Origin of the sequence: Alteribacter keqinensis (genome assembly GCF_003710255.1) — a bacterium.
Classification (GTDB): Bacteria; Bacillota; Bacilli; order Bacillales; family Salisediminibacteriaceae; genus Alteribacter; species Alteribacter keqinensis.
In genome coordinates, this window is sequence record NZ_RHIB01000002.1 from 143601 (window position 1) to 165952 (window position 22352).

The 22352-nt window shown below is 49.4% G+C and carries 20 protein-coding genes; all 20 read right to left on the reverse strand.

The genetic code is table 11. The annotated features are described in order from the left end of the window. Nucleotides 1-148: 148 nt before the first annotated feature. Complete coding sequence (locus EBO34_RS12335) at nt 149-1216, reverse strand: tetratricopeptide repeat protein (RefSeq protein ID WP_183163853.1); 1068 nt, start codon at nt 1214-1216, stop codon at nt 149-151. Nucleotides 1217-1405: 189 nt separating this feature from the next. Continuing rightward, on the reverse strand, nt 1406-2062 hold the full coding sequence (gene hisIE / locus EBO34_RS12340; RefSeq protein ID WP_122898979.1) for a bifunctional phosphoribosyl-AMP cyclohydrolase/phosphoribosyl-ATP diphosphatase HisIE: 657 nt from the start codon (nt 2060-2062) through the stop codon (nt 1406-1408). Beyond that, nucleotides 2059-2817, reverse strand: a complete 759-nt coding sequence (hisF, locus tag EBO34_RS12345; RefSeq protein WP_122898981.1) for an imidazole glycerol phosphate synthase subunit HisF — start codon at nt 2815-2817, stop codon at nt 2059-2061. The genes hisIE and hisF overlap by 4 nt, the downstream gene beginning before the upstream one ends. Next, a complete protein-coding gene (gene hisA, locus EBO34_RS12350; RefSeq protein WP_122898983.1) occupies nt 2817-3548 on the reverse strand; it encodes a 1-(5-phosphoribosyl)-5-[(5-phosphoribosylamino)methylideneamino]imidazole-4-carboxamide isomerase in 732 nt (243 codons plus the stop codon). The genes hisF and hisA overlap by 1 nt, the downstream gene beginning before the upstream one ends. Further along, entirely contained in the window at nt 3548-4180 is a 633-nt protein-coding gene (gene hisH / locus EBO34_RS12355; RefSeq protein WP_122898985.1) for an imidazole glycerol phosphate synthase subunit HisH, read from the reverse strand. Before hisH ends, hisA begins: the two co-directional genes overlap by 1 nt. Next, complete coding sequence (gene hisB, locus EBO34_RS12360; RefSeq protein ID WP_122898987.1) at nt 4180-4782, reverse strand: imidazoleglycerol-phosphate dehydratase HisB; 603 nt, start codon at nt 4780-4782, stop codon at nt 4180-4182. The genes hisH and hisB overlap by 1 nt, the downstream gene beginning before the upstream one ends. After that, complete coding sequence (hisD, locus tag EBO34_RS12365) at nt 4763-6055, reverse strand: histidinol dehydrogenase (protein WP_122898989.1); 1293 nt, start codon at nt 6053-6055, stop codon at nt 4763-4765. Before hisD ends, hisB begins: the two co-directional genes overlap by 20 nt. After that, the gene (hisG, locus tag EBO34_RS12370; RefSeq protein ID WP_122900065.1) at nt 6052-6672 is read right to left on the reverse strand and encodes an ATP phosphoribosyltransferase; all 621 of its coding nucleotides are present in this window, start codon (nt 6670-6672) and stop codon (nt 6052-6054) included. The genes hisD and hisG overlap by 4 nt, the downstream gene beginning before the upstream one ends. A gap of 37 nt (nt 6673-6709) precedes the next feature. Next, nucleotides 6710-7915 carry an ATP phosphoribosyltransferase regulatory subunit gene (locus EBO34_RS12375; protein WP_122898991.1) on the reverse strand — a complete coding sequence of 402 codons (1206 nt, stop codon included), beginning with the start codon at nt 7913-7915 and terminating at the stop codon, nt 6710-6712. 561 nt (nt 7916-8476) lie between these two features. Beyond that, a complete protein-coding gene (locus tag EBO34_RS12380; protein ID WP_122898993.1) occupies nt 8477-8968 on the reverse strand; it encodes an acyltransferase in 492 nt (163 codons plus the stop codon). Nucleotides 8969-9043: 75 nt separating this feature from the next. Further along, entirely contained in the window at nt 9044-9718 is a 675-nt protein-coding gene (ppaX, locus tag EBO34_RS12385) for a pyrophosphatase PpaX (RefSeq protein ID WP_249414081.1), read from the reverse strand. Nucleotides 9719-9819: 101 nt separating this feature from the next. After that, nucleotides 9820-10776, reverse strand: coding sequence for a nucleoside recognition domain-containing protein (locus EBO34_RS12390; RefSeq protein ID WP_122898995.1), 957 nt, complete (start codon nt 10774-10776; stop codon nt 9820-9822). A gap of 292 nt (nt 10777-11068) precedes the next feature. After that, nucleotides 11069-11962 (reverse strand): prolipoprotein diacylglyceryl transferase, encoded by an 894-nt coding sequence (gene lgt / locus EBO34_RS12395; protein ID WP_122898997.1) that lies wholly within the window; start codon nt 11960-11962, stop codon nt 11069-11071. 85 nt (nt 11963-12047) lie between these two features. After that, nucleotides 12048-12986 (reverse strand): HPr(Ser) kinase/phosphatase, encoded by a 939-nt coding sequence (gene hprK / locus EBO34_RS12400; RefSeq protein ID WP_122898999.1) that lies wholly within the window; start codon nt 12984-12986, stop codon nt 12048-12050. 338 nt (nt 12987-13324) lie between these two features. Continuing rightward, the gene (locus tag EBO34_RS12405; RefSeq protein WP_122899000.1) at nt 13325-13681 is read right to left on the reverse strand and encodes a phage holin family protein; all 357 of its coding nucleotides are present in this window, start codon (nt 13679-13681) and stop codon (nt 13325-13327) included. Further along, the gene (locus EBO34_RS12410) at nt 13681-13878 is read right to left on the reverse strand and encodes a PspC domain-containing protein (protein WP_122899003.1); all 198 of its coding nucleotides are present in this window, start codon (nt 13876-13878) and stop codon (nt 13681-13683) included. Before EBO34_RS12410 ends, EBO34_RS12405 begins: the two co-directional genes overlap by 1 nt. Nucleotides 13879-14055: 177 nt before the next feature. Then, a complete protein-coding gene (locus tag EBO34_RS12415; RefSeq protein WP_122899005.1) occupies nt 14056-15168 on the reverse strand; it encodes a DUF4097 family beta strand repeat-containing protein in 1113 nt (370 codons plus the stop codon). Nucleotides 15169-15790: 622 nt separating this feature from the next. Then, on the reverse strand, nt 15791-18667 hold the full coding sequence (gene uvrA / locus EBO34_RS12425) for an excinuclease ABC subunit UvrA (RefSeq protein WP_122899008.1): 2877 nt from the start codon (nt 18665-18667) through the stop codon (nt 15791-15793). Nucleotides 18668-18675: 8 nt separating this feature from the next. Next, the gene (uvrB, locus tag EBO34_RS12430) at nt 18676-20679 is read right to left on the reverse strand and encodes an excinuclease ABC subunit UvrB (RefSeq protein ID WP_122899011.1); all 2004 of its coding nucleotides are present in this window, start codon (nt 20677-20679) and stop codon (nt 18676-18678) included. Between the two features lie 317 nt (nt 20680-20996). Further along, nucleotides 20997-22319 (reverse strand): PDZ domain-containing protein, encoded by a 1323-nt coding sequence (locus EBO34_RS12435; protein WP_122899013.1) that lies wholly within the window; start codon nt 22317-22319, stop codon nt 20997-20999. Between the last annotated feature and the right edge of the window lie 33 nt (nt 22320-22352).

A 22352-nucleotide genomic window follows, 5' to 3' on the forward strand; every position in this document is an offset into this window, starting at 1 on the left:
TTTTACCTTTTGGGTCAACCTCAAGCAATGAGTGGAGCCGCTGCCCTCTTTATAGAGCCCGGCAGGAGTGGTTTTTCTCCTGCCGGGCGAGTAGCGTGCGGAGCGCCATTGCCAATCTACCGAGACTTTTTGAGGCCCCGGCTTTGAACTATTCTTGTTCGGATTCAGGCATGCGGTAGTAGAACCAGGATCGCTCTGGCTTTGCGCCCTGAATCACCTTGTCCATACACCACTCCGCCAGCTTCTTTTGGTGGTGGTCAAACTGCGTGACCCGTTTCCAAAGCTGACGGGCACGCTCCTTATCTCCTGCCATCCAGGCTGTAAGAGCCATCTGATGATAAAAACGCGGACGCTTTGAAAAGGTATGGCGCTGATACAAGCGTTTGAACCAGTCATACGCCTCGTGGTAATCACCGAGGAAAAACCACGTTTTTGCCAGGTGATAGCCGTACCAGTCGTTCATCGGTCTCATAACTCTTAAACCAGAGGCCATCTGTTCCCAGGCAATATCTCCCGTTTCTTTCAGGAAAACAGCAGCGTTGCACTGGGCCAGGAAGTTTTTGTCCTCTTTCTGTAAAAGATCAGCGACAATATCGAGCGCCTGCTCTTTTTCACCTTGATAAAACATAGCTTCGGCCATGTAGGCATAAAGATCCCACTGCTTCGGCTCTTCCGATAAGGAAGTCGTCACTTCCCGTTCCGCTTCGTCAAACTGCCCACGGTCGAGAAGGTCTGCGGCTCTCTCAAGTCGGCTGTGAGCAAGCTGCTCTTCTGTTTCCTCAACATCATCGAGCTCTTCCTCATCGTCTTCAAGCATTTCAAGAAGCGTCGTCGCATCTTCAGCGAACTCTCCTTTAGGGTCCAGCTTCAGATACGTTTTCAAATGCTTCACGGCAATGTCGAAATCCCCTGCATGAGCAAGATTGTTGGCTAAAAAGAAATAGCATTCTGCCATGTTTTCATCAATCTCATTAATGACTTTTTCAAGGAGCTCGTTTGCTTCTTCAAAATGTCCTTTTTCCGACATGACAATGGCCATCTGACACAAAAATACAGGCTCCTCCGGCTCAAGGCGGAGCGCTCTCTTAATGTAATGTGCAGCCTGGTTTATATTACGGTTCTGATAGGCTTCGATACCTTTTTTATAGTAGTAGGCGCCGTCCTGTAAAAAAGGAATGACCTGCCCCTTCTTCTCATTTACATTTATGTTACGCACGAATTGTGCCCCCAATCACGGTCAAAAACTTCTATCTTCTTACAAATTACTGCAAAAAACACACTACAAGCAGTATAACACGCACCACATCCACAATTCCAGACCGTAATTTCTCACTTAAAACAAAATGAGGGGTCTGACCCTCTGTGATAAATTCACAGAGGGTCAGACCCCCGAACTTATGGTGTTTTATTTTTTCAGGTGCTGTTTGCCGAAGCGGTCCTCGAGGCGTTCCAGGATCAGGTCGAGTGGCAGCTTTTGTTCTTCCAGGAGAACCATCAGGTGGTAAAGAAGATCCGCCGTTTCCCAGGTGAGTTCCTCAGGCGAGCGGTTCTTGGAAGCGATGATGACTTCCGACGCTTCTTCTCCTACTTTCTTCAGAATTTTATCCACGCCTTCGTCAAATAAATACGTGGTGTAGGAGCCTTCGGGACGTTCTTCTTCCCGGCTCGCAATCGTCTTCTCCAGCTCTTCGAGAATGGCAAAGCGATCCCTTTTCCCTTCAGCTGAGCCGCCTTCACTTGAGACGAGGGTGTCCGAGAAACAGCTCACCGCCCCCGTATGGCACGCAGGTCCACGTGGTGTCACAAGTACGACCAGGGCATCCTGATCACAGTCAAACCGGATTTCCTCTATTGTCTGAGTGTTGCCTGAAGTGGCCCCTTTGTGCCAAAGCTCCTGGCGGGAGCGGCTGTAAAACCATGTCTCCCGGGTCTCCACGCTCTTTTGAAGCGACTCTTCGTTCATATACGCCACCGTGAGCACTTCTTTTGTCGAAGCATCCTGAACCACCGCAGGAATGAGTCCTTTATCATCAAACGTAAGGTCTTTGAGTGTGATTGTCATCGTATGTTCAGCCCCTTCTCTTTTAACCAGTCTTTCACTTCCGCTACACTCGTTTCTTTATAGTGGAAAATAGACGCAGCCAGTGCTGCATCAGCTTTCCCGGCCGTAAAGGCCTCATAAAAGTGCTCTTTCGAACCGGCACCGCCGGAAGCGATCACAGGAACGCTGACCGCCTCACTTACAGCAGCTGTGAGTGCAATGTGAAAACCTGACTTGGCTCCGTCCTGATCCATGCTCGTAAGAAGGATCTCACCGGCGCCCAGTTCCACTGCTCTTTTTGCCCATTCAACCGCATCCCAGTCAGTTGAGTTTCGGCCGCCGTGGGTAAACACGCGCCATGATCCCATCTCTTCATCCCAGCGGGCATCGATGGCAACGACGATACACTGGGAGCCAAAGTAATCGGCTCCTTCTGTAATCAGTTCCGGACGCAGTACAGCCGCAGTATTCAGACTCACCTTGTCCGCACCGGCACGGAGAACCCGTTTCATGTCAGCCAGGGCATTGATTCCGCCCCCCACCGTAAAGGGAATGGCCAGTTCTCCGGCCACCTTCTCAATCACATCCACCATCGTCTCCCGCCCTTCGTGAGAGGCGGAGATGTCGAGGAACACAAGCTCATCAGCCCCCTGCTCATCGTAAAAAGCAGCAAGCTCAACTGGATCGCCGGCGTCACGCAAATCAACGAACTGAACGCCTTTTACAACGCGCCCTTCTTTTACGTCGAGACACGGAATAATTCGTTTTGTAAGCATCAGTCTGCCACCTCCTCCAGCGCTTGCTTTAGTGTGAACCGTCCTTCATACAGCGCTTTTCCGACGATGGCCCCTTCGATTCCTTCGGAGGTACGGGCCTTCAAATCAGCCAGGTCCTTCAATCCGCTTACCCCGCCGGATGCCACAACGTTCTTTCCGGTCACGCTTCCCAGGTTGGCGATGGCATCCACATTCGGTCCGTTCAGCATGCCGTCCCGTGAAATGTCCGTCATCACAAACCATTTCGCTCCGTGACTCGCGAGCTCAAGGGCCAAGTCTTCTGCTTTTACCGTTGACGTTTCAAGCCACCCGTGAGTGGCAACGTAACCGTCACGGGCATCGATCCCGATTACGACACGGTCACCGCCATATGTACGAAGCATCTCCTGAACAAAGGCTGGATCGCTGATGGCCGAGCTTCCGAGAATGACCCGGTCAACCCCTTCATCCAAATAGGCCGCAGCCGCTTCAAGAGTACGGATTCCTCCGCCTACCTGAACACGTGCGTCCAGTTCTTTTGCCGCCCGGGTTACATGCCCATGGTTAACGGGAGCCCCTTCTTTTGCTCCGTCAAGATCAACCATGTGAATCCACTCTGCTCCTTCTTCCGCAAAGGTTTTCGCCATATCAAACGGGCTGTCGCCGTAAACCGTTTCCTTATCGTAATCTCCCTGAAGGAGACGGACACACTTGCCACCGCGCATATCAATGGCCGGATAAATAGTAAACATTACTTTCCCCCCTCTACCTGGTCGGCAAAATTACGAAGCATCGCTATTCCTACGGTACTGCTTTTTTCCGGGTGAAACTGTGTTCCCCACACATTGTCACGGGCTACCACAGCCGGAATCCGTTCATAGTAGTCCGCATAGGCAACGAGGTTGTCCGGGTCTGCCACATGAACAGCGTAGGAATGAACAAAATAGACATGCCCTTTAGGCACACCTGCGGTGACAGGGTGATCAGCTTTCGCATAATGAAGCTCATTCCACCCCATATGCGGCACTTTGTACCGCTCCCCTGTTGCTGACATGCCAGTAAGCTTCTCGACACGGCCAGGCAAAAGACCAAGTCCATTTGTCGAGCCGTTTTCTTCGCTTTTATCAAAAAGCAGCTGCATGCCAAGACAGATGCCCAACAGAGGCTTTCCTGACACTGCCCAGTCTTGGATAAACAAGATGAGACCGGCGTTTTCAAGTTCAGTTATACCGTCCCGAAACGAGCCTACACCGGGTAAAAGAAGGCCGTCTGCTTTTGAAAGTTCAGCTTCGTCTCCTGAAATAAAGTACGGATAGTCAAGGCGCTCAAGTGCTTTTGAAACACTGTGAAGATTCCCCATTCCGTAGTCGATAATGCCAATCATTATAAACGTCCTTTCGTTGACGGAACCCCTTTAACACGGGGATCGATCTGGGTTGCCTCGTCCAGTGCGCGGCCGAGGGCTTTAAAGACCGCTTCAATAATATGATGGGTATTTTCCCCGTACGGTACGTTCACATGGAGGTTCATCTGCGCTTCAAGAGCGAGCTTCCATAAAAATTCATGAACAAGCTCTGTATCAAACGTGCCCACCTTCTCACTCGGCAGATTCACTCTGTACTCAAGATGCGGGCGGTTACTCAGATCCACTGTCACCTGGGCAAGAGCTTCGTCCATCGGTACGAAGGCGTTTCCGTAGCGGCGGATCCCTTTTTTATCTCCGAGGGCCTCCTTCAGTGCTTCACCAAGAACAATCCCGATATCTTCAGTGGTGTGGTGATCGTCAATTTCTGTGTCCCCGTCAGCCTGAATGTTCAAGTCAAACAGTCCGTGACGGGTAAAAAGATCGAGCATATGTGTTAAAAACGGGACGCCTGTTTCAAGGGATGACTGGCCTTCACCGTCGATGTTTAAGGAAAGATTAATCTTCGTTTCATTAGTGTTGCGCTTTTTTGTAGCGAACCGGTTACTCGTTTTCGTTGTCATGTTCTTTCTCCTCCAAACGTTTTTCGACGGCGCGGGCGTGGGCTTCGAGTCCCTCGAGTCTGGCAAATGCCGCAATTTTCGCCCCGTGGCGCTGTGCCGAGGTTTTACTGTAGAACAAAATGCTGGATTTTTTTGTAAAGTCATCTACATTCAACGGACTGGAAAAGCGGGCAGTGCCGTTTGTAGGTAAAACGTGGTTGGGCCCGGCGAAATAATCACCCACAGGCTCCGAACTGTTTTCCCCAACGAAGATGGCTCCGGCGTGCCGGATCGCCCCCAGGAGTTCAAAGGGGGATTCGGTCTGCACTTCGAGGTGCTCCGGTGCCAGTTCGTTTACGGCATCGAGGGCTTCGTTCATGTCCCGGGTCACGTAGATGGCGCCGTAATCACGGATGGATGCTTCGGCGATGTCTTTTTTGGGCAGGGTTTCAAGCTGCTCGTACACTTCTTTGGCCACCTGTTCGGCCAGCGTAAGATCCGGTGTGACAAGAACGGCGGATGCCATCGGGTCGTGCTCGGCCTGGGATAGCATATCCGCTGCGATGTAGTCAGGGCGGGCGGTACTGTCGGCAAGAACGACGATTTCACTAGGGCCCGCGAACATGTCGATGTCGACTGTGCCATAGACGAGCTGCTTTGCAAGAGCCACATAGATGTTGCCGGGACCGACGATTTTATCTACGGGAGCGATCGTTTCCGTTCCGTATGCAAGAGCGGCTACTGCCTGGGCTCCGCCGACTTTGTAGATTTCCTTAACGCCCAGCTCACAGGCGGTAACGAGGACAACGTCGTTTAAGGTTCCGTCGGCCTGTGGCGGGGAAACCATGACGATTCGTTCAACGCCTGCGACCTGTGCAGGAAGTACGTTCATCAGAATTGTTGACGGGTAAGAGGCCCGGCCCCCCGGCACGTAGACGCCTACTGCGTCGAGGGGGGTGATTTTCTGGCCAAGAATTGTACCGTCTTCTTCCGTCGTCATCCATGATTGTCGTTGCTGACGTCCGTGAAAGCGGGTAATGTTCTCTTTTGCTTCACGAAGGATAGCGAGTGTTTCATCATCCACGTTTTTGTAGGCGGCGTCCATTTCGCTCTGGCTTACTTTAAGGGTATCGAGTCTGGCACCGTCGAATTGCTCGGTGAGTTCGGCGAGGGCTGTATCTTTCTCACGTCTAACGCGGCTGATTATTCCTTCCACCGCTTTTCGCTGTTCGCTTGTTCCCTGGTCGACGGTCCGTTTGATACTCACGTCTTTGGAGTATTCGGTGATGTTCACTGGCCGCTCCCTCCTTCAACGACACGGGCGAGACGTTCGATCATGTCATCGATCTGGCCGGCTTTCATCCGGTAGCTTACAGGGTTGACGATAAAGCGTGACGTGATCGGCATCATCGTTTCCGTTTCCACGAGGCCGTTTTCTTTCAATGTGCGGCCGGTGGAGACGATGTCAACGATCCGGTCGGCAAGACCTACGAGAGGAGCAAGCTCAATCGAGCCGTTCAGCTTGATGATTTCCACCTGTTCCCCCTGCTCGCGGAAGTATCCGGCAGCGAGTTTCGGATATTTTGTTGCGATTTTAGGTGCAATGTCCGCCTTTGAATCGTAGCTTGGGAGAGCGGCGACAGCCATATAACAGGCGCTGATCTTCAGGTCGAGTACTTCGTATACGTCACGCTTTTCTTCGATCATGACGTCCTTTCCGGCTACTCCCACATCAGCTACGCCGTGTTCCACGTAGGTGGGCACGTCCATCGGTTTGGATAAAATAAAGCGCATGTTGGCTTTCGGTACGTCAAGAATGAGTTTCCGGGAATCATCAAATTCCGGCGGCAGGTCGTATCCCGCCTGTCTCAGAAGAGAGACCGCTTCTTCAAAGATGCGTCCTTTTGGCATGGCAACTGTGAGGAGGTCGTTCTTGGTTTGAGTTTGATTATTCGTTTCTGTCAACGCCGCCACCTCCGTTTGTTCCGTTTTTTCCGATTAAATAATGCACATCGTCAAATTGCTTCGAGTAGGCGTCGAGGTCCCGGATGCCCATAACATCCTGCATCACCACAGACTGGCCTTCGTTTCTTAAAGTATCGGCGGTCTTCATCGCTTCTTTCCGCCGTTCGTTTGAGTAGATGATGGCGTTGCTGATGGTCACGTCTTCTTTTGATTTTCCGAGGGCTTCGGTCAAAAGGTCGAGCCGGACTGCAAAGCCTGTAGCCGCTTCGGGCCGGTGAAATTTAGAAAGAAGCTCGTCATAGCGGCCTCCGCCTCCGAGTGGGAAGCCAAGCTCATCGCTGTAGGCTTCAAACACCATGCCCGTGTAGTAGCTCATGTGCATCACCAGGTTCAGGTCAATGATGACTGAATCTTCAAGATCGTACGCTTTAAGAACGTCCACAAGCTTGTAAAGGTCAGCAAGGGATTTTCGCCCTTCTTCTGTTTCAATCAGGGCTTCTGCTTCATTTAAAATGCCGAACCCGCCTCTCAGGCTGAGAAGGCTGTGGAGTCTTCTCCGGTCAATGGACGAGAGCGGCAGCTGATCGACATCTCTTTTAAAGCCGACGTAATTTTTTTCATAGAGGTAGCGGCGGAACGTGCCTGCCCGCTCCTCGTTTCCGAGGATTTCAGTGAGTAGCGTATTGACGAACCCGATGTGGCCGATAGCTACTTTAAAGTTTGAGAGGCCGGCTTTTTTAAGAGCGGCGATCATAAGGGCAATTACTTCTCCATCGGCGCTGGCGGTCGGGTCTCCGATAAGCTCCACGCCTACCTGTTCAAATTCAGCCGGTTTGCCCCCTTCACGCTGCTGGGCACGGAATACACTGGCGTCGTATGTAAGACGGGCCGGGCGCTCTGTTCCTTTCAGGGTCGATGCGGCAATCCGGGCAATCGGTGCCGTCATGTCCGGCCGGAGAACTAGGGTGTTTCCCTGCTGATCAAGGAGTTTAAACAGCTGTGTATCGGAAGTGGCTGAGGCTGTTCCGATCGTATCGTAAAATTCAAGAGTCGGTGTTTCAATGGGCGCGTAACCCCATTTGGCTACTTCTGTGGCGATGGTGCTTCTCACCTGCTGCTTCAATGAATAGAGTTCAGGCAGCGTGTCTCTCATGCCCACCGGCTTTTCAAACATAAATGGTTTCGTCATCTCACGTCACACCTTTATCAAAATTGTGCGGGGTCTGTCCCCGGAACGTTTCTGCTGTAAATTGTGCGGGGTCTGTCCCCGAAACATTTCAAAAAAAGAAGGGTTTTTGGCTGCGCGTGTCGTACGGGCGATTTTTCCGGCACAGCTTAAGATGGTTTCGTTTTTTTACTTTAGTTCGCTAATGTGATGTCGTAATAAAGTTATACGTAGTAGTCTACAAGGCTTTTCAGATAGCGTCAACCGATTTGGCTCGATTTTCTTACTATTCTGTCGTTCGTATGTTCAGTCATCAGGTGAAAGCGAGGCATGCTCACTCTTTCACCACTATACCCCTTCGCCTTTAATGAGCCATTTCCCTATTAACAGACATAATAAGAGCAGAATTGCATTCCAGGAGCCTAGCCTGTATTCCGGTTACGGTAATCACCTCTATCTTTTCCTTAAAGACAGGTTTCATCACAGTTACGGTTACGGATCGGAGAAGATTTTAAGAGAGAGTGCGCCAGGTTGCTTTGTCAATAGAAAAGCAAAAAAGTTCAGGGGACAGACCCCTGAACTTTTTTAGATATCTTCTTTTGTTCTGATGATTTGCATCGGATTGCCGCCGACAAAGGCGCCTGGCGGGACATCTTTGTGGACGAGAGTGGCGGCTCCGACGATGGCTCCGTCCCCAATCGTCACTCCGGGAAGAATCGTGGAATTGGCGCCGATAAGGACGTTGTCCCCGATGATCACCTCTCCGAGCCGGTATTCTTTGATGAGGTATTCGTGAGCAAGAATCGTGGTGTTGTAGCCGATAACGCTGTTTCTGCCGATTTTGATTTTTTCAGGAAACATCACATCGAGCATTACCATGAGAGCGACACTCGTTTCTTTTCCTACGTCCATTCTGAGAAACGTCCGGTAAAGCCAGTTTTTCATACCGAGAAACGGTGTATACCGTGCCATTTGAATAACGATGAAGTTTTTCACTACTTTAAGAAAAGGAACGGTTTTATATACGTGCCATAATGAATTTGCTGTTTTTACTGGATAACTTGTCGTTTTTCTCATCGGTCCCGCTCCTCATCAATGATTGAAATGACCGGCAGAGAAACTGCCTGCCCTTTTCCACCGGAAAGTGATTGATTACTGTTTACTGGTGCTGACGCCTAAAACATCAAGGAGGTCTGTCATGGAATCGAGCATTACATCGGGCTCGAATGTTTCCAGATACTCACGGCCTTTTACAGACCATGCCACACCTGCAGTTTTCGTTCCGGTGTTTTTACCGCCGAGAATATCGTGCTGGCTGTCGCCGATCATAATCGCCTGCTCCGGCCGGCTGCCTAACTGCTCGAGTGCTTTTTCCAACGGCTCAGGATGAGGCTTGTAGTTTTCCACATGATCAAGAGCAATAATCACGTCAAAAAAGCGGTCCAGTCCCATGAGTTTCATGCCTTTGATGGCCGTGTCACTCCGTTTCGTCGTAACGATGGCCAGCTTATACCCTTGTTTGTGAAGGGCTTCAACCGTTTCCAGCACACCTTCATATTCCGTAACGAGGTCATCGTGCTTTTCATGATTGAACGTTCTATACGTGTGCGTCATTTCGGCAACACGCTCAGGGTCGAGGTTTTCAAACGTCTCAGAGAGAGGCGGTCCGATAAAGTGGATCACGTCTTTCTCCTCGTACTCACCCGGGTAATACGTTTCCATCGTGTGCATAAAAGAAGAAACGATCAGATCGATTGTATTAATGAGCGTACCGTCAAGATCAAATAAAACTGTATCGACATGTTCCATCGTGTTGTATTTCGTCATCGGTCAGACTTCCTTTCGAAATTGGAAATTGTGCGGGGACAGACCCCCGACAAAAAGTTCGGGGGTCTGTCCCCGGAACTTTTTAAATTTTTTCTTGTGTGCTACGAGATATTCTTTTCGTACTGGTGTGCGTCTGCTTCTTTCTTTTCAATGCGGTTCCAGATGAAGGCGACTGCAATGGTCAGAAGTACAGCCGTCACGAGCCTGATCAGAAGCAGAGGCCAGAGCGGAATGCCGAGTGGCGCGAAGATCAGGGTGTCTTCAATGACCGCGTGACAGGCCACAAGGAAGATAAACACCAGATAGAGATCCTTCTTTCGCACACCATCTTCTTTTACGGCCTGAATCATCACACCGGCGCCGTAGGCAAGGCCAAAGACGAGCCCGGCTGCCAGCGTGGTGGATGTGTTTTCCCGTATGCCCAGTACCTTCGTAAATGGAGACATCCATTTAGAGAACACGTCGAGCCACTTTAAATCTTTCATAATCTGAATAAAGACCATAATCGGGATCACAATCGCTGCAAGCTGCACGATTCCGAAGAACGCACTTTCCATGCCCTGCATCAAAATCGCTCCCCAGCCTGTGAGCTCTTCCTGGGATGGCCCTGCCACAAACCCGTAGCGCGCTGTTTCCTGTCCCCCCTGCCAGGTGAGATGAATTACCCACGCCGCTGCAAGAGCGAGACCGATCCGAACGACAAGAACAACCCAGATCTTTAAGCCTACCTTTTTTGCTACAGCCGACTCTACAAACAGGTTGTGGGAAAAAGACAGCATCACTGCCAGAATAAACACTTCTTTTACGGTCAGGTCCATCGTGAGAATTGCCCCGATGGCCGCATATAAATTCAGCACATTACCCAGTACAAGGGGAATCGCTGCTTCACCTGAAAGTCCGATCGCCCCCATAAGAGGGGAAAGCAGCCTTACAAGCCAGTCCATGACCGGCGTGTGACTCAGGATCGTCACGATCAGTGTTATAGGAAATATGATTTTTCCGAGCGTCCATGTGGTGGACAGCCCTACTTTTAATCCATTTTTTAATGTTGTAAGCATAGGACTCCCCCTCGGATGCGCTTGTTAAAACGTCAAGTTTTGCCTCATATTACATTATCACAATCTCTATCGTTCATAAAGAAAGGTCACTGCTCTTCCCAAACAAAAAGAGGCCACTGAAAAAGTACAAAACAACTTTTTCAATGCCTTTTATTTAAGTTGCAATGGCTTCATTCGGTTGCGCGCCTGTTACGCTCATTGCTTAGAAGCCACTGGAAAAAGGTGAAGGCCGACCTTTTTCAGTGCCTTCTTCAAAAATGCCGGGAGTCTTTTCTTCTCCCGGCACCTCACTTTATTTTCGTTTCTTTTTCTTATTTTTCCCCTGCTGGGGGGAGCTGCCTGTTTTTTTGCCCGAACCGGTTTTAGATGCCTCGTCGTTATCCAGGTAGCGCTTGTCTGCGACTCCTGTCTGGCGGCGATAGACGATCAGTGCAACAGCACCCACAACCAGGACGATGGAAATGACCTGAGCTGTTCTCAGGAGGTCAAAGATCATCAGGCTGTCGGTCCGCAGGCCTTCAATAAAGAAGCGTCCGACCGAGTACCAGATGACGTAGGTGAGGAACAGTTCGCCCCGGCGCATATTGACACGGCGCAGATAGAGAAGGAGGGCCACACCGGCCAGACTCCACAGAGATTCATATAAAAATGTCGGATGGTAGTAGGTTCCGTTGATGTACATGCCGTTAATGATAAATTCCGGGATCATCAGGCTCTCAAGAAACTGGCGGGACACTTCCCCGCCGTGGGCTTCCTGGTTCACAAAGTTACCCCAGCGGCCGATTGCCTGACCGAGAAGAATACTCGGTGCTGTAATATCAGCAATCTTCCAGAAGGATACGCCCCGTTTTTTCGCAAAAATAACGGCCGTCACAACAGCCCCGATCAGACCGCCGTGGATCGCGAGGCCACCTTCCCAGATCGCAATAATCTGACCTGGATTTTGAGAGTAATAGTCCCATCTGAAAATCACATAATAAAGACGCGCACTCAAAATGGCAATAGGTATAGCAAATAAAAGCAAATCAGCAATCAGGTCTTTGGGAAGACCTCGTTTCTTTCCTTCAGCGTTAGCTAGTAAGTACCCCAGGAAAGCCCCGAAAGCAATGATCAGGCCGTACCAGGCTACCGTAATCGGCCCGAGTTCAAAAGCAACGGGGTTCAAGGGTTGTGCGGTTCCTAACATCGTTTCACCTCATTATTACGTTCTGCCGCAGAAGCTCACAGGATCCCATGTGAGCACAAAGAGCATGCGGCAGCCCGTTCATCTTTTAATAATCTTCTTTATCCCCGTCTTCAATGACATCGTTCAAACGTTCCGTAAATTGCTGGGCTGCGTTGATTCCCATACGCTTCAGCCTGAAATTCATAGCAGCTACTTCGATAATAACGGCAAGGTTACGGCCTGGACGCACCGGGATCGTAAGCTTCGGGACAGCTGTTTCAAAAATTGTCATCGTATCTTCATCAAGCCCGAGACGGTCGTACTGCTTTTTCTGGTCCCAAAGCTCAAGGTGGATCACCATGCCGATCCGCTTATAGTTTCTGACAGCTCCGGCACCAAAGAGAGTCATGACGTTGATGATCCCAAGACCTCTGATTTCAAGTAGGTGCTTAATGAGATCCGGCGCAGACCCTACAAGAACACCGTCGTGCTCCTGCTTGATTTCCACGCTGTCGTCCGCCACAAGACGGTGTCCCCGGCGGACAAGATCAAGCGCTGTTTCACTTTTACCAACGCCCGATGAGCCTGTGATCATAACGCCGATACCGTAAATGTCAATCAAAACCCCGTGAATCGCTGTCATCGGAGCCAGCTCGGTTTCAAGATAGTTGGTGAGCTGTGAACTGAGACGTGTGGTCGTCATTTTGGAAACGAGTACCGGCACCCCGACTTTATTCGCAGCTTCGATCAGTTCCGGCGGCGCCTCATTGTCTCTTGATAATATAATGCCTGGTGTGTCATATGTAGACAGACGGTCCATCCGGTCCTGTTTTTCTTCATCCGTCAGCTGGCTGAAAAACGTCAGCTCTGTTTTTCCGAGGAGCTGAATACGCTTTGCAGGATAATAAGTAAAATATCCGGCCATCTCCATCCCAGGTCTTGAAATATCCGGTGTTGTGATCGGGCGGAACACAACATCCCCTTCTCCATTTACCAGTTCCAGATCAAATTCTTCAATTAATTCTTTCGCTGTTACTTTTGCCATCAATATACCTCCTACAGCCATTCCTGTATGTCCTTAGTTTATACAAAACACTGCCAAATCACATGCAGTATGCTTTCGTTTCTGAACCTCCTCATTTTATCACAACTCCCGTACAAGCAGAAACAAACCTCACATGTCAACAGCAACACCCCAAAGTTCGGGGGTCTGTCCCCGTACAATTTGTCGCCAAAATGGCTACCGGATAAGATAATTGTATAATTCCGGCATTTCAGCAGTGCCCTCTGTTCGAAGCGCACCCTCCCTTTTTCCTGAACACACAAAAAAGCCGCTGCCGGGGCGCTTCTCTCCCTGACAGACAGCTTTTGTTATGTGCTGCATTATCGTTTCGTAATTGGATCCACAATAAACGAATGGATTAATGCGCTCAGTATAGCGAAAATAATCGCTGCCACAATGGCTAGTCCGAACCCGTCAATGTTAAACGCACTGCCCATTAATGCCTGTGTGAGCATAAGGACGATGGCGTTAATAACGAACAGGAACAACCCCAGTGACAGGATTGTGATCGGCAGCGTGAGTACGACTAAAATCGGTTTTACAATGAGGTTGACAATAGCCAGTATGAAGCTGGCAATCAGTGCAGCCATGAATCCATCCACTTCGAATCCCGAGAAGAAACGGGCGATGATCAGAAGGACGACGGCATTTACTACAATCTGTATGAGCCAGCCCATTAGCGGTTCACATCCGATTCACTCGGAATCACAAATACGCCGATAATATAAGCGAGAAGCGTGGCCACATTACCAAAAATCAACGCGATAATGGCAAGAAGCCGGATCAGCGTAGCATCTACATTAAAGTACGCAGCGATTCCGCCGCACACACCGGAAATCTTACGGTCATGTTCTGTTCGGTATAAACGTTTCATAAAATACACACCCTTTCATTCGTTACTGAATTTACTGCTTTCATTAGTAGTGGAAAAAGATCTTTTGTGCTCCAGCCGTAAATTGTGCTGAATTCATGAAACATTTTCAACTATTAATGTGACCTATCGCTCTTTTTCTACCCGTTATTAAATGCCTTTAAACGAACCGGGCGGCCGTCAGTTTTTGACCGTGATCGAACCGGTAGTGGCTTCAGCTTCCACATACATGGATGTTTCCGCTTCTTTGTTAGCTAAAAAAGACATACGTTTATTTGCCCAGTCCTTCTTTTCATCAATGATCGTAAGCATCGGCAGCTCACAATTGATGCCACCCACCGTCGTTTTCAGTTCTCCTTCAACTTTCATCTCTTCCGGCACACGTACCACAACGCTGCCTGTTGTTGTTTTGAAGTACGCCCGAGTTCCTTCGTTTTCAATGAGAGTGTAATTGATCGTCCCGTTAAGGGTCTCCACGTCCACTTCTCCCTTGGCTACGTTCAGATCAATCGTCCCGTTCACTGTTTTTGCGTCACAGTGACCGGCTGAAAGCTTTTCAACACTGATCGTACCGTTTACTGTCTCAAGGCGCACGTCCTTCCCGGTCACCTGTTCAAAACCGATCCGTCCATTTACCGTTTGCGCTTCGAATGATATTGTGTCAATAGTTTCACCGCTTATTTTTCCGTTAAACGCGTAAAGCTTTATGCGCTCAAGGGCGGCGGCGGGTAAGTAAATAACTGTATTCACCTTCATGGACTTGGATGGTGATTTCAGGCGCAGCTTTTTCTCCTTTATGTCAAAAATGACTTCGTCGAGGAAAAAGCGACGCGCTTCGTCTGCATCTCTTACTTTATACACCTTCACACTGCATTCAACCCGTATATCGGACTCTTCCCACGGACGGAACGTGACACTTCCGTTTTCCACGCTGACATCCACGTCTGCAATCACTGCCCCTGTGTGCTGGTACGTATGCTGAATTTCAACGGAAGAACCAAAATTAAAGTCTAAATCAAACTCTTTGATTTTGTGGACTGCATCTTCAATAAAGTCTGTGAAACGGCTCGCAAAAGAAGGCTGCCTGCTGCTCGCACGATTGCGGTACTCTTCACCCTTCTCCCAGTTCACCTCAGTCGAAATTTCATGATTACTCTGCGGCCCCGCCCCGGACCCGTCATCACTTGCATCAGTCTTGTCGTCTTTCAGGGCATTTAACAGCTGCAGTCCTTCCTCAGCTGTAATCTTTCCGTCTTCAATCATCTTCAAAATCATTTTACGTTCTTCCTGCATTTAAAACCCCTCCAGCCTTTTCGTCGTTATCTCCATCATAATATGTATTTACGAAACCAAAAAGAAAAAGTTTCACACAGAGGTTGATCCAAAAGATCTGTTTTTGCCTTTTGAATCAATCTCGATGCAATGAGTGGACCCGCTGCCCTATTTAAAGAGACCGTCAGGAGTGGGTTTTCTCCTGCCGGGCGAGCAACGTGCGCAGCCATTGCCAATCTACTCTGCACTTGTAAACGCAGAGTCTGTTCCTTTAGCCGGTAAGTTAAGGAGAAGCATTATTAAAAGATGGTGATACCAGATACAGCCGTAATGTCCTTCGCTTTCCGCGGAGGTGCCGGCGAGCCTCCTCACTTCGTTTGCGGGGTCTCCACTGGCCCATCCACTCTCATCCACAAGAAGGTTAATAAAAGAGAAATTATTCATGGAGAAACGGAGTTTAGAAGCCGAGGCGACTGAATATGGGGTCTGACCCCCGAACAATTGTGTAAATTCCTGTTTTGTGCAGGAGTTACAGGATCATTCGCTCCGCCTTCCCCAATGGAGAAGGCTCTGCCAACACAAAAACCACCTGCTCCAGGAGAACAAGACTTCTCGCTCCCCGGACAGATGGTTATTATTTTGCCTATGAAGTTGCAACTGATTCTTTTTCCTTCATTCTTTTCTCCATGCGGGCACGGTCACGCTCCAGAATCGGCTTCAGGTATTCCCCAGTGTACGAACCCTTCACCTTGGCTACATCTTCAGGTGTACCGGCCGCCACAAGCTTACCGCCCTTGTCCCCGCCTTCCGGACCAAGATCCACAATGTGATCGACTGTCTTAACCACATCGAGATTGTGCTCAATCACCAGCACCGTATCGCCATTCTCAACAAGACGCTGAAGCACTTTGAGCAGCCTGTCGATATCTTGGACGTGAAGACCTGTTGTCGGCTCATCCAGAATATAAAGAGTACGGCCGTTCGAGCGACGGTGGAGCTGGGATGCCAGCTTCACCCGCTGTGCCTCCCCTCCTGAAAGGGTCGTAGCAGGCTGACCGAGAGTCATGTAGCTTAGACCGACGTCATACAGCGTCTGAATCTTCCGCTTGATCTTCGGAATATTTTCAAAGAAAGCCAGAGCATCCTCCACCGTCATCCCGAGAACATCGGAAATGGTCTTCCCTTTGTACTTCACTTCAAGGGTTTCCCGGTTGTAACGCTTCCCGTCACACTGCTCACATGGAACATACACGTCAGGCAGAAAATGCATTTCAATTTTAATGATTCCGTCCCCGCGGCACGCTTCACAACGGCCGCCTTTCACGTTAAAACTGAACCGGCCTTTCTTATAGCCCCGGACTTTGGCTTCGTTCGTCATGGCATACACATCACGGATATCATCAAACACACTCGTGTACGTCGCCGCATTTGAACGAGGCGTTCGGCCGATCGGACTCTGGTCAATCTCCACCACTTTATCCAGATGATCAATTCCGCTGATGGACTTATGGGCGCCTGGCTTGTCTTTCGCCACCGTCAGCTTCTGGGCAAGAGATTTGTACAGAATATCATTAATCATCGTACTTTTACCCGAGCCGCTCACACCGGTCACCGCTACAAATACCCCGAGAGGAATGTCGATTGACGTATTTTTAAGGTTGTTTTCCTTTGCCCCTTTAATACTGATCGTCCGCCCGTCCGACTTCCGGCGCTCAACAGGGAGAGGTATAAACTTTTTGCCTGAAAGGTACTCCCCGGTCAAAGACTCAGGGTCATCCATAATTTCTGCCGGAGTACCAGCTGCCGTAATTTCCCCGCCATGGGCACCGGCACCGGGACCGATGTCAATAATATGGTCCGCTGCAAGCATCGTGTCTTCATCATGTTCCACTACAATCAGCGTATTCCCAAGGTCACGCATCCGCTCAAGTGTGCGTATCAATCTCGTATTGTCACGCTGGTGAAGTCCGATCGAAGGCTCATCAAGAATGTACAGAACCCCCATCAGGGACGAACCGATCTGCGTGGCAAGGCGGATCCGCTGCGCCTCACCTCCGGACAGCGTTCCTGCCGCCCTGGACAGAGTCAGGTACTCGAGTCCCACGTTGATTAAAAAGCCGAGACGCTCTTCAATTTCACGCAAAATCAGCCTTGCGATCGTCATATCTTTTTCCGACAGTTCAAGCGTTTCAAAAAAGGCTTTGGCATCCTTAACGGAATACCCGGTCACTTCTCCGATATGCTTTTCTCCCACAAGAACACTCAGGCTCTCCTTGCGAAGACGGTAGCCTTTACACGTCGGACAAGGCTTCTGGGTCATATACCCTTCCATCTGCTCCCGGATATAATCAGAGCCCGTTTCGTGATAACGTCGGGAAATATTATGGATAACACCTTCAAAGTAAATCTCTTTTTCACGAACACGACCAAATTCATTTTCATACCGGAAATAAATCTTCTCCCTGCCACTTCCATAAAGCACTTTATCCATCTGGTGCTTCGGCAGATTCTCAACCGGTGCATCCATATCGATTCCGTAATGCTCACAGACACTTTGCAGAAGGGACGGATAATACTGCGAACTCGTCGGCTCCCATGGGGCAATCGCATGCTCCCGAAGAGACCTGCTCCAGTCAGGCACAACAAGCTCCACATCCACCTCAAGCTTATTCCCCAGGCCGTCACAGGACGTACACGCACCGAAAGGACTGTTAAAAGAGAACATCCGCGGTTCCAGTTCACCAATCGAGAAGCCACAGTGAGGACAGGCATGCTTCTGGGTAAATAACAGCTCTTCCTCCCCAATCACGTCAGCAATAACCCGACCATCCGCAAGGTTCAGGGCTGTCTCGAGGGAGTCCGCCAATCTTGATTCGACGCCCTCTTTGATTACAATCCGGTCGATCACGACTTCAATCGAATGCTTCTTGTTTTTATCCAAGTCAAACTCTTCCGCAGCTTCCCGCATTTCACCGTCGACCCTGACACGCACATACCCCTGTTTTTTAATATCCTCCAGTACTTTCGCATGAGTCCCTTTGCGTCCGGACACAATTGGCGCAAGGATCTGCATTTTCGTACGTTCAGGGTAGGCCAGCATCCGGTCGGCCATCTGTTGTACCGTCTGGGAACTGATCTCTATTCCATGATTCGGACAGACCGGCTTCCCGACACGGGCAAACAAAAGCCTCAGGTAGTCATAAATCTCCGTTACGGTTCCTACCGTAGAGCGTGGATTCCGGCTTGTGGTCTTCTGATCGATGGAAATAGCAGGGGACAGTCCTTCGATGGCATCCACATCAGGCTTATCCATCTGCCCGAGAAACTGGCGCGCATAGGCAGACAGAGACTCTACATACCGTCGCTGCCCTTCTGCGTATATCGTATCAAAGGCAAGTGACGATTTCCCCGAACCTGACAGTCCCGTAAAAACAACGAGCTTGTTTCTCGGGATCGTTGCATCTATATTTTTCAAATTGTGAGAGCGTGCGCCCTTCACTTCAATATTATCTAATGCCATAAGGTTTCTCACCCTTCCGCTTTCAGTTCAATAATCACATCACGAAGCTCTGCCGCCCGCTCGAAATCGAGGGCTTTCGCAGCCTCTTTCATTTCCGCTTCCATTCTCTCAATCACTTTCTCCCGTTCCTTCTTGCTCATTTTCTGCTTAGGAGGAATCGCATCGGTACCTTTTTCACCGTAGTCTTCTCCCTCTTCTGCAGCATAAGTAGCCTGGATCAGCTCAGGAATAGCTTTTTGAATCGTCTGAGGTGTAATGCCGTGCTTTTCATTGAATTCTTTCTGCACAGTACGGCGGCGCTTCGTTTCTTCTAACGCAATTTTCATCGATTTCGTCATTTTATCAGCGTACATAATTACGTGCCCGTTGGAATTCCGGGCTGCCCGTCCCATCGTCTGAATGAGAGAGCGCTCCGCACGAAGGAATCCTTCTTTATCCGCATCAAGAATGGCAACGAGAGACACTTCAGGCATATCCAGTCCTTCCCGGAGAAGGTTGATTCCAACCAGGACATCAAATTCGCCACGGCGTAAATCACGGATAATCTGAATCCGCTCCAGCGTTTTTATATCGGAGTGGAGGTATTTTACCCGGATTCCCAGTTCCTTAAAGTAGTTTGTGAGATCTTCACTCATCTTTTTCGTAAGTGTCGTCACGAGGACCCGTTCATTCCGCTCTTTTCGAATATGAATTTCTTCCATAATGTCGTCAATCTGTCCTTCAATCGGACGGACATCCACAGTAGGATCCAAGAGGCCTGTCGGACGGATTATCTGCTCAACCATCTCAGGACAATGGTCCAGTTCATACTGCCCCGGGGTCGCAGAAACGAAGATGGCCTGACTAATGTGTTTTTCAAACTCGTCAAATTTTAACGGACGGTTATCTTTTGCCGACGGCAGACGGAACCCATGGTCAACGAGGACACCTTTCCGGGCCTGGTCACCGTTGTACATTCCTCTCACCTGAGGCAGGGTGACGTGGGACTCGTCCACAACGAGAAGAAAATCGTCAGGGAAGAAATCAATGAGGGTATAAGGTGTAGCTCCCGGTTCCCTGAACGTCAGATGACGGGAATAGTTTTCGATTCCTGAGCAGAAGCCCATCTCCTGCATCATCTCTATATCATAGCGGGTACGCTGTTCAAGGCGCTGTGCCTCAAGAAGCTTCCCTCTTTCATTCAAATCTGCGAGCACGGTTTCAAGTTCTTTTTCAATGTTTACGATGGCTTTCTTTAATTTCTCTTCCCGGGTTACGAAGTGGGACGCCGGGAAAATAGCCACGTGGTTTCGTTCCCCCAGCACTTCCCCGGTAAGGGCATCCACTTCCGTAATCCGGTCAATTTCATCACCGAACATCTCAATTCTGAGACAGTGCTCGTCACGGGAAGCAGGGAAGATCTCCACTACGTCACCGCGGACACGGAATGTTCCACGGGTAAAATTAATATCATTTCGTTCATATTGTATATCCACCAGTTCACGAAGAAGGCTGTTTCGTTCCATTTCCATCCCGGTACGGAGAGAAACAACAAGATCACGGTACTCCGTTGGTGAACCAAGACCATAGATGCACGATACACTGGCTACAATGATCACGTCATTTCGTTCAAACAACGAACTCGTTGCCGAGTGACGGAGTTTATCAATCTCATCGTTAATGCTTGCATCTTTTTCGATAAACGTATCCGACTGGGGAATATAGGCTTCCGGCTGATAGTAGTCATAATAGCTCACAAAATATTCAACAGCGTTGTTTGGGAATAATTCCTTAAACTCACTGTACAGCTGCCCTGCAAGGGTCTTATTGTGGGCAATAACAAGGGTCGGTTTATTGATCTCCTTGATCACATTGGATACGGTAAATGTTTTCCCCGTCCCGGTTGCACCAAGCAGTGTCTGTAACTTCTTATTCTCCTTCACTCCTTTGACCAGTGCTTCTATTGCCTTTGGCTGGTCACCCTGGGGATCATATTTTGATACAAGTTCAAACGTTTGCTGGTTTTCACTCATAAATGCAGCCTCCTTCGCCCAATCGGCTTGTCCTCTTCGTCCAGTGTATTTAAGGCATAACCTGTTATTAAGACATGCTACGCCCGGTCATTTATATCCGCTTATTCTTCCATTACCCATTCTTAACATATGTACATCATTATATCACAGAAACCGCTCAAAATTACCTAAAACAAGAACACACGTTCCTTTATTTCTATCATACCAAATTTGTCAACCCCCCTCACGCCAATTGTGCGGGGTCTGTCCCCCGAACTTTTTTGGCTGGAGCCAAAAAAGGCGGGGGACCTTTGGGGGTCCTCCGCCTTTCGATTATTTTAAGAACTTTTTTTGTTTTCTTCGGTTGCTGCTGCTTCGCTTTCGTAACTGGCATCCACAGCGTCCTCACGCTGGATCTTCTCCCGGTCTTTCTGAAGAATAAAAGTATAGCGAAGTCCTTCGGTTGACAGGTTACCGATATCATCGTCCGGTACAAACAAAAGCCCGAGCTGATAGTGATCTCCCTCATAAACGGAAGATTGGGTAAAACGAATCTGCCCTTCTTCATCAAGCACCTGCAATTTACAAAAAGCTGCTTTCGCCTGTAGCGCCTCATACAGTTCAATCTGACTTGAAACGGCTAAGCCGTTTGCTTTCATCACTTTTTCTCCGACCTTAATCCCCATCTTGTCTCCTATCGAATGAGGAATTACGCCGAGTACAACAAGTCCTTCCGTCATGTTACGGAACATGCTTGCCGTTTTTTGTTCTTTAAGATTATGCTGAATAAAGATCAGCTCCCGGCCCAGGAGAATGAGCAAAGGTACTGCCAGAAGAAGGGGACTGTAAAACGCTGCTGCAACTGCTACAGCTGCAGTTAAGAGTGCCAGTCCGAGCATCCTCGCCCCAAGGCGGCGGAATCCTTCATAAGGGTAACCGGACTGTACAACAGCCTTGAAGCCGAGGATCACAGGCACAAACATGAGTCCGGCGGTCTCAGGCGTCACACCTGATACTGATTCCGCTAAAGGCCACATACCTAATCCTCCGACAGCCAGTCCGCCTGCAGGAATCAGCAGCAGTCCCGGCACCAGCCATAACCGGTTGACTTCGTGCGCCCCGACCACTTTGCCACGCTTACTCTTCTTAAGCTTTGGTGAGGACCGCTTTTTTCCATTTGTCATAATAAGAAAGGCTTCTGCAAAAAGGATTGCAGCCAAAAACCAAACAAAACTTACCGTGCTCATCTCTGAAATAGAAGTGAGCTGTCTGTCGATCCAGCCATAGCCCGTCCCTGAAGTAGGAAGGAACATCGTCACAAGCAGTGCCAGACTCCCTGCGAAGGAAAAACTGAGCCAGCGGCTGTTTCGCAATGGCAGCAGCACTGCCCAGATAAGTGTAATCAATAACATCATGGCAAAAGGAACCGTAACACCAAGCCCCGTTAAAATAATGGTGAGAACTGCACCGGCAGTAAGCGCTGCCCCTGCAGGAAAAAGTAAATCAGATACAACATCATATACCCTGGTGTGAAAATCCTTTCGTTCCCGCCTCACTCTACGCATACCAAACCATATACAAACAAAAAGGAACAGGTACACAGCAGGGTGAAGGAAGAAACGCCCTATCGCTTGAAGCAACTCCCAAAACACCGCTTCCATCGTCCGCCTCCTTAAAAATCAATCTATCTCATT